The sequence below is a fragment of the Lysobacterales bacterium genome (assembly GCA_019634735.1).
Taxonomy (GTDB): domain Bacteria; phylum Pseudomonadota; class Gammaproteobacteria; order Xanthomonadales; family UBA2363; genus Pseudofulvimonas.
Window position 1 is genome coordinate 18,559 of sequence record JAHCAT010000007.1, and the last position, 14,718, is coordinate 33,276.

Below are 14,718 nucleotides of genomic sequence, written 5' to 3' on the forward strand. Positions count from 1 at the left end.
CACGACCCGACCATGAACATCCTTTCGATTGCCGCTGCCAGCCTCGTGCTGCTCGCGACCCTGCCCCTGCCGCTGGCCGCCGACACCCCGATCGACGAGCGCCGCCCGGCCAGTGCGACCGTGCAACTGCGCGTCGAGAACGTCGCCGGCCGGGTCGAGGTGGTGGTCGGTGCCGACGATCAGCTGGTCGTCACCGGCGATCTCGGCGAGGGCAGCAAGCCGCTGCGCATCGAGGGTGGCCCCGAACGCATGAGCGTGCGTGTCGAGCCCGAGGAGGGCGGGGGCTGGCGGCAGCGCATGGCGCCGTCCCGCCTGCGCCTGGAGGTGCCGGCACGGACCCGGCTGGAGGTCAGCACGGTGAGCGCCGACATCAGCGTCGATGGCGTATCCGGTGAGCGCCTCGAGCTCGAATCGGTGAGCGGCAGGATCATCTTCGCCGGCGCCCCCGGCCGGGCCACCCTGAAGACCGTCAGCGGCGCCATCGACGGCCGGGGCGACGCGCCGCAATGGACGGTGGGCACGGTCAGCGGTGCGATCGCCCTGGACGGCGTAGGTGGCGAGTTGCGCGTCGATTCGGTGTCGGGCGCGATCAGTCTGTCCGCCGGTGCCGTCAGCCGTGTGCGCGCCGAGACCGTCTCCGGGCGCATCCGCGCCCGGGTGCCGCTGACCGGGGCGGCCACGGTCGCCATGCAGTCGGTCAGCGGCGCCATCGAGTTGCGCCTGCCCGTTCCGGTGGATGCGAGGATCCAGGCCAGCACCTTTTCCGGGCCGGTCGCCAGCGACTTCGGCACCCCGGAGCGCGGCGGCGTCGGCGGTGGGCGGCGACTGGACGTCCGTGAAGGCACCGGGCGTGCCGAGGTCCGCCTGGAGTCCTTCAGCGGCAGCGTGACCATCCTGCGCGACCAGTGAGGCGCACGCCCGGCGCGGGGGCGGCGAAGGCTCGCGTCGGGGGCGCGGCCTGGCGCGCGGAAGGCGCCCAGCCGATCGCCACCAGAGCAGGGGCCGAGGCCCGCTGCGCGCTCAGGCGCAGCAGCGCGCCGGATAGGCCGGCGCGCCGACGAACGGCGTGCGCACGACGATCTCCCAGCCCAGCGTGGTCAGCTCGCGCAGGGCGCGGTCCGACACATCCCCGGCGACCAGCACGGTTCGCGCTCCCTCCGACAGCCGCGGCTGCCGGAAGAAGTCGCGAGCCTCGGTGGTCCAGGACAGATGGTCGACCGGCAGCGGGACCACCTTGACGCCGTCGGCCAGGTCCAGCACCAAAGCGGCCGTGACCGTGTCCAGCCTGGCCCCGGTCGCGGCCGGCCCCAGGAACTCGGCGGCCATATGCAGCGCGTTGGCCAGGAAGCGGGCCTCGACCTCGTGCTCGGCCGACAGCGCCAGGTCGAGCACGTGCTCGCAGCCGGAGGCCGGCTGCAGGCGGTCGATGGCGTCGGCCAGCCGGGTCTGCACGCTGGCCAGGAACGGCCGGTGCCGGGAAAGGCGGCGCAGCTGGAACTCGTCGCCGCACCAGCGCGACAGCAGCTCGCGGTTGCGCGCGCGCAGGTCTTCGGGCGGCAGCTCCCAGACCACCTCGTTGAGCCGCCCGGCCTGCGACAACACCTCGCGACCGGCGGCCGGCAATCCGCCGAGCAGCTGGCCGGCGCCGAACGACCCGGCAGCGGCGGCCCAGGCAAGCCGGTCCAGGCGGGCGTTCAGGGCCGGGTTGCTGGTCGCGGCGTAGGGGTCGATACCGAGTTCCCGGGCCAGCGTCCGCCGTGCCGCGCCGTACTTGGCGTAATCCTTGACCAGGCGGGTGCCCTCGCGCCCGGCGCGCTGCCACCAGCGGCGCTTGCCGCGCGGTTCGGCGCGCTCCTCGCGACCGGCATTCATCGGGCCGACCATGTCGTAGGGATCGCCCTCGTTGCCGGCGCGCTGGCCGATGCGGTCGCGGTGACGGTCGTAGCGGTCGCCCCAGCGGTCGGCCTGGCGCTGGAAATAGCGCAGCACGCCGGCCGGCAGGTCGACCAGGGTCTGCACCGGCCGCCCGACCACGGCCAGCAGCGCCTCGCCGGAATCCTCCAGCGACTCCCATCCAGCCAGCGCGAAGGCCTCGCCGGCACTGACCTGGTCGAGCACGTCGATGGCGGCCATCTCCGCGGCGCGCACCTCGAGCAGCTCGACGCTGTCGGCGACGATCGCGCCGTGCGGGGTCTCCAGGGTGAAGCGGGCCATGAAGCCCAGCACCGGGACCTGCGGCTGCAACTGCCATCCCGGTCCGGACAGCAGGGCCGGCTGCGCGAGATCGATCGCCGACAGCACCGGTTCGGATTCCGTGGACAGGCGCGCCTGCACCGGCGTGGCGACGGCGGCCAGCAGCGACAGCAGCAGGGTCGGGGCGCGGGCGAGGGCGGACATGGACGAATCCAGGACAGGACCGCGGATGATGCCGCAAGCGGCTGAACCGGCGCCTACCGTGGCCGGCTTCGGCGGCGCCGGTTGATCGGCGCCACCACGGCCGCCAGGGGCCGGGCCCGGCCGGGCGAGGGCCGGCGGGGTCGGTTCCGGGAAGCCGCGATCCGACCTTGCGTAGACTTGCGCCCATGCATCCCTTGCCGACCCCCGTCCGCCTGCCCCTGTGGCCGTTGCCGCTGCTGTGCGCGCTGCTGCCCCTGGTCGCCACCTGGATCGCCTTCGCGCTGTCGGTGCAGGGCGGCCATATCGAGGCCTGCAATCCGTTCTGGGACGGTTGCACCTCGATCAGCCGTGCGGCCCGGCATGGTCTGGGCAACGCCGTGTTCCGGGCCATGGTGCTGCCGGCGGCGATGCTGCAGGTGCTGCTTTGGTGGCTGTTGCGGCACTGGCTGCGCGGCCTGGGTCGCGACCCGGGCGCCGCGCTGTCGGCGCTCGGACTGGTCGCCGGGGCGTTCCTGGTCCTGTACGCGACCTTCCTGGGCACCGAGGGCGCGATCTACCAGCTGCTGCGCCGCTACGGCGTCACCGTCTACTTCGCGGCCACCTACCTGGCCCTGCTCCTGGTGCTCCGACACCTGCACCGGCCGGCCGCGGACCGCCTGTACCGGCCGCTGCTGGTCGTCGCCCTGGCGATGCTGGCACTGGGCATCGCCAGCACCGTGGCGTCGGCCACGGTGGTCGGCGAGGCGGCCCGGGACCGCATCGAGAACGTCCTGGAATGGCAGCTCGGCCTGTGGCTGACCGCGATGTTCGCCCTGCTCGCCTGGCGCTTGCGGTCCAGCGCCTTCGTGCTGTCGCCCTGAGCCGAGGCCGCCGTCCGGCTGGCCCCGGCGGTCAGGGACTCAGTCGGGCGACGGCGTCCGCGTCGGCTTGATCGCCTCCGAGGACAGGTCGATGCGCAGCGAGGGCTGGAAATCCTCGGCGTCGACGTCGAGCAGGAACCAGATCTCGAAGGGGCCGATGCCGATCCGGTCGCCGTGTTCCAGACGCCGGGATTGCACCGCCAGGCCGTTCACGCGGGTACCGTTGCTGCTGCCGAGGTCGCGCACGCACCAGCCGCCGGGCATCGCCTCGACCTCCGCGTGCCGGCGCGAAACCTCCGGGTCGGGCAACTGGAACTGGCAGCCCGGGTCGCGGCCGATGTCGATGCGGCCCTGCGGCAGCGCGAACACCAGGTCCGGCCGGTCGGCCTCGTAGGTGGCCAGGATCGCCTTCATCGCCGCTCTCCGTCCCGCCGACTCAGTTCCATGAGCAGACCACCTTGCCGCACTGCCCGGCGGCCATCAGCTCGAAGCCGCGCTCGAAGTCCTCGATCTGGATCTGGTGGGTGAGCACCTTGCCGAGCGGGAAGCCGGTCAGCACCATCTGGGTCATCTTGTACCAGGTCTCGTACATGCGCCGGCCGTAGATGCCGTGCAGGACCAGGCCCTTGAAGATCACCTTGTCCCAGTCGATGCCGGAGCCCTTGGGCAGGATGCCGAGCAGGGCGACCTTGCCGCCGTGGTACATGCAGTCGAGCATGTCGTTGAAGGCGTGCGGGTTGCCGCTCATCTCCATGCCGACGTCGAAGCCCTCCATATGCAGGTCGGCCATCACCTCGCGCAGCGACTGCTTGGAGACGTTGACGACCCGGGTCGCGCCCATGTCGGCGGCCAGCTTGAGCCGGTAGTCGTTGACGTCGGTGACCACCACGTTGCGGGCGCCGACGTGCTTGGCGATGCCGGCGGCGATGATGCCGATCGGACCGGCGCCGGTGATCAGCACGTCCTCGCCGACCAGGTCGAACTCCAGCGCGCAGTGCGCGGCGTTGCCGTAGGGATCGAAGAACGCGGCCAGCTCGGAGGGGATCTGGTCGGGGATCGGCCACAGGTTGCTGGCCGGCACCGCGATGTACTCGGCGAAGGCGCCGGCGCGGTTGACGCCGATGCCGACCGTGTTCGGGCACAGGTGCTGGCGGCCGGCGCGGCAGTTGCGGCAGTGGCCGCAGACGATGTGGCCCTCGGCGGAGACGCGCTGGCCGACCTCGTAACCGCGCACCGCCGAGCCGACCTCGACGATCCGGCCGACGAACTCGTGGCCGATCACCAGGCCCGGCTTGATGGTGCGCTGCGACCACTCGTCCCACTTCCAGATGTGCAGGTCGGTGCCGCAGATCGCGGTCTTGACGACCTTGACCAGGACATCGTTGGGGCCGATCGCCGGCACCGGCACGCGCTCCATCCAGATTCCCGGCGCGGCCTCGCGCTTGACCAGGGCGTTCATCATCTCGGACATGGCGGCACCGGGTTCGCTGCGGGGGCGCAATTATACGGCCAGGCCCGGACCTCGCCGCCGGCGCCGCCTTGGACAGCGCGCGCCGACGGGCCGGCAACGATGCGGATCATGGCCAGCCCCGACCCTCTCCCCCGCCCCTCCCCCGCAGGCGGGGGAGGGGAGAAGTGCGGTGCCGTCGTATCGGCGGTAAGCGCTTGCCGGGAACGGGCGGGCCTGGCTGCGGCCGTCGCTGAGACACGACGCTGATCAGGTCGCCTGGAGGGATAAGGAAAGCTGGTCGCGCTTCGCGCTCCGCACTCCGCTTACTGCTCACCGATCCGCAGCCCCCAGCCCCCGGTCCCCGGTCCCCGGTCCCCAGTCCCCAGTCCCCAGTCCCCAGTCCCCAGTCCCCAGTCCCGAGCCCAGCGAGGACACCACCCTGGTCAATCGAACCCGGTGGCCAGCAACGGGCCGCCCGCCGGCAGCTCGAAGTCGTGGGCGAAGATGATGTCGGGCGGCACGCATTGGGCATGCCAGGGGCTCTGGCCGGTGGCGACGTCCCAGGCCGGGCTGGGCGAGGGCGCCAGGGTGTTCGGACACAGCCTCGACACGCCCGGGGTCAGCATGTGGCCGGTTGGTGGCTCTGGCATCGCGCCGGTCAGTGCGTTGCCGTCGATGCGTAGCACCCGAAGCTGGGTCGAGGCCGAAAGGTCCGGCACGGTGCCGGTCAGGAGGTTGCCGGATACGCGGTACTGGGTGAGTTGCGGCGCCGCGGACAGCGCCGGCAGCGGCCCGCTCAGCTGGTTGCCGACCGCCGAGAAGCTGCGCAGCAGCGTGGCGCCGGCGAGGGCCGGGAGCGGTCCGGTGAACTGGTTGTTGTCCAGGGTCAGGATCTCCAGACGCGATCCGGCCAGCGCCGGAATGGCGCCGGTCAGGGCGTTGCCGGCCACGGCGAGGTTCTGCAGCCGGGGTGCCTGGGCGAGATCGGCCGGCAGGTTGCCGCTGAGCTGGTTGCCCGAGACCAGCAGGAGGGCCAGGTTGGGTGGGCCCGCCAGCGAGGGCAGCGGGCCGCTGAGCTGGTTGCCTGTGGCGTCGAAGCGGATCAGGGCATTGAGGCCGGTCAGCGCCGGCAGGGGTCCGCTGAACTGGTTGCCGTCGACCGCGAACTGGGCCAGGGCGCCCAGGCCGGCGAGGGCGGGCAGGGTGCCGGACAGCTGGTTGTTGCTGACCTCGAAGGTGTTCAGCGCGGCCAGTCCGGTCAGCGCCGGCAAGGCCCCGCTGAACTGGTTGCCGCCGGCCGTGAAGAAGGCCAGTCGCGACATGCCCGTCAGCGCCGGCAACGTTCCGGTCAGCTGGTTTTTGCGGACGTTGAACTGGACCAGTTCGGTGAGCGCGGCGATCGCCGGCACGGTCCCGGCCAGGCCGTTCGCCTGCAGGTTGATCACCACCACCCGGCCGCCATTGCAGGCGACCCCGAACCAGGTGCATTCGCCGCCGGGCGGGCCGTTCCAGCCGCTGGCGTTGCTCCAGCCCGGGCCGTTGCTGGCGTTGTAGAGCGCGAGCAGGACCTGGCGCTCGGTGTCGGGCACCTGGCCGTGGGCCGGCACAGCCGACAGGCAGGTGAGCAGGAGGGCGATCGCGGGACGCATGGACGTCGTTCCAGGCAGGAGTCGTCTGCCTGGCGCAGGAAGGCGCCCGCGTGTGTCAGCAAAGCGCCACGGCTGCCGGCAGCCGGCAAGGCGTTCCGGGGCCGGGCGCGTCGGCGCCGGCCGAAGCGCCGTGCACCGGTGGTCGGCGCACGGCGCGCCCGGTTCGTGTGCTCAGCCGCCCTGGGCGGCAATCCAGCGGTCGATCTTGGCTTCCAGCGTGTCCAGCGGCAGGGCGCCGTCCTCCAGCACCTGGGTGTGGAAGGCACGCACGTCGAAGCGCTCGCCCAGGGCCTGTTCGGCGCGCGTGCGCAGCTCGCGGATCTTCAGTTCGCCGATCTTGTAGGCCAGCGCCTGGCCGGGGATCGCCATGAAGCGCTCGGCCTCGGCGACCATGCGCTCCTCCGGCTCGGGAGAATGCGCCCGCATGTACGCCAGCGTCTGCTCGCGGGTCCAGCCCAGGTGGTGCAGGCCGGTGTCGGCGACCAGGCGGATCGAGCGCCACAGCTCGGCGGCTAGGCGTCCGTACCAGGCGTATGGGTCCTCGTAGGCGTCCAGCTCCTCGCCCAGCGACTCGGCGTACAGACCCCAGCCCTCGCTGTAGGCGGTGTAGCCGCCGAACCGGCGGAACCGCGGCAGCTCGGGCAGCTCCTGCTGCAGGGCGAGCTGGTAATGGTGACCTGGCTCGGCCTCGTGCAGGTACAGGGCCATCATCGCCCAGCTCGGCCGGGCATGCAGGTTGGCGGTGTTGACGTAGAACACGCCCGGCCGGGTGCCGTCCTCGCTGGGCCGCTGGTAGGAGGCGGCGGAGGCCGAGGCGGCCCGGAACGGCTCCACGGCCCGGATCTCGAAGTCGGCCTTGGGCTTGGTGTCGAACAGCCGGTCCAGGCGCGGTCCGATCACCTCGCGCATCGCCTCGTAGCCGGCCAGCAGCTCCGCCTCGGTGTCGAAGAAGAAGCGCGCATCGCTGCCGGTGAACGCGAAGAACTCCTCGCGGCTGCCCGTGAAACCGACCCGCTCGCGGACCTCGTCCATGCGCTCGAGGATCCGCGCGACCTCGTCCAGGCCGATCTGGTGGATCTGCTCGGGGCTCAGGTCGGTGGTGGTGATGTTGCGCACCTGGAAGGCGTACCACGCGCGACCGTCCGGCAGGTCCCACATGCCGACGGTGTCGCGGGCCGCGGGCATGTACTCGTCCTCGATGAAGGCGGCCAGGCGCGCATAGGTGGGGATCACCGCGCCGGCCAGGGTCTCGCGCATCGCCGCGGTCAGCCGCTCGCGCTCGGCGCCTTCGATGGTGGCGGGCATGTTGGCGACCGGCCGCCAGAACACGCTGTCCTCGACGGCGTCGACGACGTGGGCGCGGATCTGCGGCACCGCCTTTTCCATCAGCACGCGCGGCTGCACGACGCCGCTGGCCATGCCTTCGCGCATGTTGGCGATCGCCTGGTCGATCAGCACCGGAAAGCGCTGCAGCCGGGCCAGCCAGTTGTCGTAGTCCTCGACGCTCTGGAACGGCTGCGCGTTGGTGCCCGAGCCCAGCATCGCGAACATCGAGGCCAGGTTGTAGAACTGGTTGACCGGCTGCAGGTGGGAGGGGAAGCGGTGCGACTCGATGTCGCGCTCGCGGGCGCGGACGAACATGTCCAGGCTGAGCCGGTCCTGGCTGGCCAGGGCGTCGGCGTCGATCGCGCGCATGCGCTCAAGCCAGCGCTCGGCGAACGCCTTCTGGGCCTGTCGGTGCTCGGCGCCGAGCACGTTGGGCAGGCGGTCGTTGTAGCGACGGTCGCCAAGCTGGGTCGCCATCAGCGGGTTCAGTTCCAGCGACTCCTCGAAGTACTGTTCGAAAAGGGCGCCGAGTTCGGCCGGGCTGGTTGCCGACGCGGCGGTCGTCGTACCGTTCGCACCGGTGGTCGCGCCGGGGCTGGCGGCGTCGCCGGCGGGGCGGGCGCAGCCCGTGGCGATCGCCAGGACGAGGCAGGCGAGCGGCAGCAGGGAACGAAGGGGCATGGCGTGCTCCGGGGAGAAGGCGGGAGAACCGTCGATCTTGATGCCTTCCACGGCGATCCGGCGCCGTGCCCTGCTCGCCCCGCCGCAGTCCGGCGCCGGCCTGGCGACGATCGGGGCGTCGCGCCGCAGGTCGCGGCGGCCGCCGTGACAGCGCGGCCTGTCTGCAAGCAAACTAGGGCCGACCCGATCGGCCCGGCCGGATGCCGACCGTTGCCGACGGGCGGTTCCCGCGCCGACGGAGGCTGTCATGACCGAACCCGCCACCAGCAGCGTCGACGACCTCCGCCGTGAGGGCCTGCTGGTGCTGCGCGGTCCGGACGGTGCCGCCGAGGTCGACATTCTGCTCGCCCACGTGCTGGGCCACAGCCGCGCCTGGTTGCGCGCGCACGGCGGCGACGCTGTCGACCGCGGGTTGCGCTCGCGCTTCCGCGACTGCCTTGCGCGGCGCCGGGTGGGGATGCCGGTCGCCTACCTGACCGGCAGTCGCGAGTTCTGGTCGCTGCCCCTGCGGGTGACGCCGGATGTCCTGATCCCGCGGGCCGACACCGAGCGCCTGGTCGAGATGGCGCTGGAGCGGCTGCCGGTCGATCGCGCCGGCCGGGTGCTCGACCTGGGCACCGGTTCGGGGGCGATCGCCCTGGCCCTGGCCCGCGAGCGCCCCCGCTGCGCGGTGCTGGCCACCGACTACAGTCCCGAAGCGCTGACGGTGGCCGAGGACAATGCCCGCCGCCTGGGCATGGAGGATCGCATCCGCTTCCTGCGCAGCGACTGGTTCGCGGCACTCAGGCACGAGCGGCCATTCGACCTGGTGGTGAGCAACCCGCCCTACCTGGCCGCCGGCGACCGCCACCTCCGGGAGGGGGATCTCCGCCACGAGCCGGTGCGGGCGCTGATCGCCGGCCGCGACGGCCTCGATGCGATCCGCGACATCGTCGCCGCGGCGCCAAGGCACCTGGAGCCGGACGGCTGGCTGCTGCTCGAGCACGGTATGGAGCAGGGTGCGGCGGTCCGCGCGCTCATGCTGGGCGCCGGCCTGTGCGAGGTGGCCACCGGCCACGACCTGGAAGGCCGCGAGCGGGTCACACACGGCCGCCGCCCGGCGTCCTGGGGACATTGAGCGTCGGTCGCAGGCGCACCGGCCCGGCCGCTTTCCGGGAAAACCAGAGGGTCGTCGCCTGCAGGCCATGCTGCGGCGCCCCCGCACCATCCCCGCCCGGGTTCGTGCCGCTGCTACGACGGCACCGCATTTCTCCCCTCTCGCGCCTGCCTGATTTGCGTCGTGTCTCAGCCCGTTGCCAGGCGGCTTTTCGCCAGTGCGACGACACCGCACTTCGCCCCTCCCCCGCCTGCGGGGGAGGGCGGGGTAGAGGGGAGCACAGCGCGCTGCGCTCACCGGACACCGGGTCCTGGCCGTTGGTCCCCGATCCAGGGCTGAGACACGACGCCAATCAGGTCGCGCCTGATGGGAAGGGGTCCGGAAAGTGGGCCGCCCAGGACAGGGTGCGCCGCTGCACAGGCAACGTCGCACGACATGGCAAGCGCCGGCCCGTTCTGCCGGCCCCTGTCCCGGAGGCAGGGGGAGCGGATCGCGCTCCGCTATTCGACTCCCGAGCCCAGAGCCTGGGGCCCCGAACCGCTCAGCCGGTCGCCGCGCGGCCGACTGCGAGGGACGGCAGCTGCGGCCAGCGCTTGAGCACGGCGGCCTTGATGCCGGCGGCATCAAGACCGCACTCGGACAGCAGTTCCTCGCGTGCCGCGTGCTCAAGGAAAGCATCGGGCAGGCCCAGCACGAGCACCGGCGTGGCGAGGCCTTCGCGTGCCAGCAGCTCGAGTACCGATGCCCCAGCGCCGCCGGCGACGGCGTTGTCCTCGAGCGTGACCAGGGCGGAATGGCTGCGCGCCAGTTCCAGCACCAGGGCCTCGTCCAGCGGCTTGACGAAACGCATGTTGACGACGGTGGCGTCCAGCTCGGCGCCGACCACCAGGGCGGCATCGAGCAGCGCGCCGAAAGCGAACAGGGCGATGCCGTTGCCGTGCCGGCGAAGTTCGGCCTTGCCGATCGGGATCGGCTCCAGGCCGGCGTCGAGGGCGACGCCCGGCCCGGTGCCGCGCGGATAGCGCACCGCCGCCGGTCCGTCGTGCAGGAAGCCGGTGCTCAGCATGCGCCGGCACTCGGCCTCGTCGGCCGGCGCCATCACCACCATCTCGGGGATGCAGCGCAGGTAGCTCAGGTCGAAGCTGCCGGCGTGGGTCGCGCCATCGGGGCCGACCACGCCGGCGCGGTCGATCGCGAACAGCACGTCCAGGCGCTGCAGGGCGACATCGTGGATCAGCTGGTCGTAGGCGCGCTGCAGGAAGGTCGAGTAGATCGCCACCACCGGCTTCATGCCTTCGATCGCCATGCCTGCGGCCAGCGTCACGCTGTGCTGCTCGGCGATGCCGACGTCGAAGTAGCGGTCGGCATGTTCCTGGGAGAAGCGCACCAGGCCGGAGCCCTCCCGCATCGCCGGGGTGATGGCGAGCAGGCGGGGGTCGGCGGCGGCCATGTCGCACAGCCAGTCCCCGAACACCTGGGTGTAGGTCGGTCGCGACGGGCCGGGCTTCTTGACGATGCCGCGGCGCGGATCGAACGGCGACACCGCGTGGTACTCGATCTGGTCGGCCTCGGCCTGGTCGTAGCCCTTGCCCTTGCGGGTGATCACGTGGACCAGCTGCGGACCGCGCAGCTCCTTGACCGTGCGCAGCGTGTTCAACAGTCCGGGCAGGTCGTGACCGTCGACCGGGCCGGTGTAGTGGAAGCCGAACTCCTCGAACAGCGTCGAGGGCACGAACATGCCCTTCCAGTGCTCTTCCCAGCGCCGCAGGAAGCGCCACAACCAGGAGCCGCGGCGCAGCGAGCGCTTGGTGCGCTCGCGCATCTGCACCAGGGTGCGGTTGCTCATCAGCCGCGCCAGGATCTTGGTCAGCGCGCCGACGTTCTCGGAGATCGACATCTGGTTGTCGTTGAGGATCACCAGGACGTCCGGTTCCGGCTCCAGGTCGCCACCGTGGTTGAGCGCCTCGAAGGCCATGCCGGCGGTCATCGCGCCGTCGCCGATCACCGCCACCGTGCGCCGCTGCTCGCCCTTGCGGGCGCTGGCGATCGCCATGCCCAGGGCGGCCGAGATCGAGGTCGAGGAGTGGCCGACGCCGAGGGTGTCGTACTCGCTCTCCTCGCGGTGCGGGAAGGGCGCCAGGCCATCCTTGCGCTTGATGGTGCCGATCCGGTCGCGGCGGCCGGTCAGGATCTTGTGCGGGTAGCACTGGTGGCCGACGTCCCAGACCAGCCGATCCTCGGGGGTGCTGTACAGGTAGTGCAGGGCGACGGTCAGCTCGACCACGCCGAGCCCGGCGCCGAAGTGCCCGCCCGACTGCGACACCGACTCGATCAGGTATGCGCGGAGCTCCCCGGCCAGGGCGACCAGGTCGGTTTCGGGCAGCCGCCGCAGGTCGGCGGGACCGTCGATCCGCGACAGCAGGGGATAGCGGGAGGGGTCGATCATGAGCCGGCCATTGTCGGGCAGCCCACTGGCCGCGGCAAGCGGACCCGGGCCGGGCGGTCGGCCGCGGCTCAGGCGCAGCGCCGGTCGCGCGGCAGGTGGGAGACCAGGAACTCCATCTGGTCGGCCAGGATGTTGCGGTTCGACAGGATCAGGTGCTCGACCCAGCTTGGCCGGTAGGGCACGGCCAGCAGGGGCATGCTGGCCTGGCCGGGCGTTCGTGAGCCCTTCCGGGCGTTGCAGGGCACGCAGGCGCTGACCACGTTCTCCCACAGATCGCGGCCGCCCCGGGACAGCGGCACCACGTGGTCGCGGGTCAGGCCGACGCGCTGGAAGTGGCCGCCGCAGTACAGGCACAGGTGGCGGTCGCGGGCGAACAGCGCGGCGTTGGTGAGGGCCGGCGCGAGCTTGCCGCCGCCGGAACGGGCCTGTCCGCGCCCGGCGACGATGGCGTGCATTTCGATGAGGCTGCGCTGGCCGGTGCGCCGGCTGTGGCCGCCCCGGACCACCAGGCAGGGATCGCCGACGGTCCAGGCCACGGCATCGCGGACGTACAGGCAGACAGCGTCCTGCCAGCTGATCCAGTCGAGTATCCGCCCGCTGGCATCGAGCGAGAGCACCCGTGTCGCGTTGAGGTCGTAAACCGGCATCCCGGCACTCCGATCCGGCGATGCCCGGAGCATAGCCCGTAATTGTGTCGCTTCCCACAGGGGGGGGGCGCCATCGCACGGCCTGCACACGCGGATGCCGACAATCCGCGCATGTCCCAGGTCCGGCACAGCGCGATCTACGAAGGGTGGGTCCGCCATCGGCGCCACGAGGGTCGCGCCCACGCCTTCCGTTACCGGCTGGCGATGCTCTACCTGGACCTGGCCGAGCTGCCGGACCTGTTCTCCGGCACCCGGCTGTGGTCGCTCGGGCGCGGGCGTCCGGCGCAGTTCCGGCGGTCCGATTACCTGTCGCCCGGCGAGCTGCCGCTGGCGGAGGCGGTACGCAACCGGGTCGCGGCGGAACTCGGCGAGCGGCCTGCCGGACCGGTCCGGATGCTCGCCCACGCCCGCTACTTCGGCCTGTGCTTCAACCCGGTGACCTTCTACTACTGCTTCACGGACGACGGCGCAGGCTTGGTCGCCATCGTGGCCGAGATCACCAACACCCCCTGGAACGAGCGCCACGTCGAGGTCCTGGACTGCCGGGGCGCCGCCGGCCAGGGACGAGCCCTGCATTTCCGCTTTCCCAAACGCTTCCATGTCTCGCCCTTCCTGCCGATGGACCGCCGCTACCACTGGTCGTTCGAACCCCCGGGCGACGAATTGCGGGTTCACATGGATGTCCTCCGCGACGACGGCAGGAGCTTCGACGCCACCCTGGTGCTGGAGCGTCGCGAGGCCTCGCCCGGCGCCCTCGACCGCCTGGTCTGGCGGTTTCCGCTGATGACCGCCCGGGTGCTGCTGGCCATCTACTGGCAAGCATTGCGGCTGTGGCTGAAAGGCAACCGCTTCCACCCCCATCCCCGCCACAGCACCCAGGACGGCAATCGATGAGCGCACAGTCGCAGGCGGCGCCTGCCCACGGTCAGCCGCGTCCCCACGTCCTGCGCAGTCGGGTGCTGGCAACCCTCGCCGCGCTCCGCGAGGGCTGCCTGACGCTGGTCGAGGACGGCCATGAGCAGCGCCTGGGCGCCGTCGAGGGCAGCGATCCCCTGCACGTCCGGGTCAGCATCCGCCGGCCGGCCGCGTGGCGCGCCCTCGCGCTGGGCGGCAGCATCGGCGCGGCGGAAAGCTATGCCGACGGCGACTGGGAGTGCGACGACCTGGTCGCACTGGTCCGGCTGCTGGTGCGCAACCGGGACCTGCTCGACCGCATGGACGGCGGCCTGGTCCGGCTGGCCGGATGGCTCTGGGAACGACTGAGTCCCGGCCGACGCAATACCCGGGCCGGCAGCCGCCGCAACATCGCCGCCCACTACGACCTGGGCAACCGTCTGTTCTCGTTGTTCCTGGACGACAGCCTGATGTACTCGTCGGCGGTGTATGCGCGGCCCGACGAAACCCTGGCCGAGGCATCGACTCGCAAGCTGGAGCGAATCTGCGCCAAGCTGGAGCTGGGACCGGACGACCACGTGGTCGAGATCGGCTCCGGCTGGGGCGGATTCGCGATCCATGCCGCCAGTCGACATGGCTGCCGGGTGACCACCACCACAATCTCCCGGGAGCAGTTCGCCCTGGCCAGCGGACGCGTCCGCGAGGCCGGCCTCGCCGACCGCGTCGAGGTCCTGCTCAGCGACTACCGGGACCTGCGGGGGCGCTACGACAAGCTGGTCTCGATCGAGATGATCGAAGCGGTCGGCGCCGATTTCCTCGACACCTACATGGCCAAGGTGTCCTCGCTGCTCGCGCCCGATGGCATGGCCCTGATCCAGGCCATCACCATCGAGGAGCACCGATACCGGAGGGCGTTGCGCACCCTGGACTTCATCAAGAAGCACATCTTCCCCGGCAGCTTCATCCCTGCCCTGACTCCCATCATGCAGGCGGTGACCCGCAGCACCGACCTGAAGCTGTTCAACCTGGAGGACATCGGCCCGAGCTATGCGCTCACCCTGCGCGCCTGGCGCGAGCGCTTCAATGGCAATCTGGCGCAGGCCAGGGCCTTGGGCTACGACGAGCGCTTCTGCCGCATGTGGACCTTCTATCTGGCCTATTGCGAGGGCGGCTTCCTGGAGCGCGCCCTGGGCGATGTGCAACTGTTGCTGACCAAGCCGGGCTGCCGCCGCCTGCAGTTCCTGCCCGACCTGGCGGTCGAGGTCTGACGCC

The 14,718-nt window shown here is 71.6% G+C and carries 12 protein-coding genes; 5 read left to right on the forward strand and 7 right to left on the reverse strand.

From position 1 onward, the window contains the following. Window positions 1-12 precede the first annotated feature (12 nt). Window positions 13-909, forward strand: a complete 897-nt coding sequence (locus tag KF823_08030; protein ID MBX3725850.1) for a DUF4097 family beta strand repeat protein — start codon at window positions 13-15, stop codon at window positions 907-909. Window positions 910-1,020: 111 nt separating this feature from the next. Here the strand turns inward: KF823_08030 and KF823_08035 are convergent, their stop codons facing one another. Then, window positions 1,021-2,397 carry a hypothetical protein gene (locus KF823_08035; GenBank protein MBX3725851.1) on the reverse strand — a complete coding sequence of 459 codons (1,377 nt, stop codon included), beginning with the start codon at window positions 2,395-2,397 and terminating at the stop codon, window positions 1,021-1,023. A 185-nt stretch (window positions 2,398-2,582) separates the two neighbouring features. Here KF823_08035 and KF823_08040 point away from each other — a divergent pair, with 185 nt between their 5' ends. After that, window positions 2,583-3,257, forward strand: coding sequence for a hypothetical protein (locus KF823_08040; GenBank protein ID MBX3725852.1), 675 nt, complete (start codon window positions 2,583-2,585; stop codon window positions 3,255-3,257). Window positions 3,258-3,296: 39 nt separating this feature from the next. On the opposite strand, the gene KF823_08045 is transcribed toward KF823_08040, so the two are convergent. The 4 genes from KF823_08045 to KF823_08060 all read right to left on the reverse strand — a co-directional run bounded on the left by KF823_08045 (window position 3,297) and on the right by KF823_08060 (window position 8,363). Further along, a complete protein-coding gene (locus tag KF823_08045; protein ID MBX3725853.1) occupies window positions 3,297-3,671 on the reverse strand; it encodes an FHA domain-containing protein in 375 nt (124 codons plus the stop codon). A 22-nt stretch (window positions 3,672-3,693) separates the two neighbouring features. Beyond that, on the reverse strand, window positions 3,694-4,716 hold the full coding sequence (gene tdh, locus KF823_08050) for an L-threonine 3-dehydrogenase (protein MBX3725854.1): 1,023 nt from the start codon (window positions 4,714-4,716) through the stop codon (window positions 3,694-3,696). A 434-nt stretch (window positions 4,717-5,150) separates the two neighbouring features. Then, entirely contained in the window at window positions 5,151-6,356 is a 1,206-nt protein-coding gene (locus tag KF823_08055) for a hypothetical protein (protein ID MBX3725855.1), read from the reverse strand. A 171-nt stretch (window positions 6,357-6,527) separates the two neighbouring features. Continuing rightward, on the reverse strand, window positions 6,528-8,363 hold the full coding sequence (locus KF823_08060) for a DUF885 domain-containing protein (GenBank protein MBX3725856.1): 1,836 nt from the start codon (window positions 8,361-8,363) through the stop codon (window positions 6,528-6,530). A 247-nt stretch (window positions 8,364-8,610) separates the two neighbouring features. Here KF823_08060 and prmC point away from each other — a divergent pair, with 247 nt between their 5' ends. After that, a complete protein-coding gene (prmC, locus tag KF823_08065; GenBank protein MBX3725857.1) occupies window positions 8,611-9,480 on the forward strand; it encodes a peptide chain release factor N(5)-glutamine methyltransferase in 870 nt (289 codons plus the stop codon). Between the two features lie 520 nt (window positions 9,481-10,000). Here the strand turns inward: prmC and dxs are convergent. Next, entirely contained in the window at window positions 10,001-11,905 is a 1,905-nt protein-coding gene (dxs, locus tag KF823_08070; GenBank protein ID MBX3725858.1) for a 1-deoxy-D-xylulose-5-phosphate synthase, read from the reverse strand. Between the two features lie 68 nt (window positions 11,906-11,973). Further along, window positions 11,974-12,552, reverse strand: a complete 579-nt coding sequence (locus tag KF823_08075) for an HNH endonuclease (protein ID MBX3725859.1) — start codon at window positions 12,550-12,552, stop codon at window positions 11,974-11,976. A gap of 111 nt (window positions 12,553-12,663) precedes the next feature. On the opposite strand from KF823_08075, the gene KF823_08080 reads away from it, so the two are divergent. Together KF823_08080 and KF823_08085 are read left to right on the forward strand one after the other, a co-directional pair. Beyond that, the gene (locus KF823_08080; GenBank protein MBX3725860.1) at window positions 12,664-13,446 is read left to right on the forward strand and encodes a DUF1365 domain-containing protein; all 783 of its coding nucleotides are present in this window, start codon (window positions 12,664-12,666) and stop codon (window positions 13,444-13,446) included. Further along, on the forward strand, window positions 13,443-14,714 hold the full coding sequence (locus KF823_08085; GenBank protein MBX3725861.1) for a class I SAM-dependent methyltransferase: 1,272 nt from the start codon (window positions 13,443-13,445) through the stop codon (window positions 14,712-14,714). Before KF823_08080 ends, KF823_08085 begins: the two co-directional genes overlap by 4 nt. Window positions 14,715-14,718 lie beyond the last annotated feature (4 nt).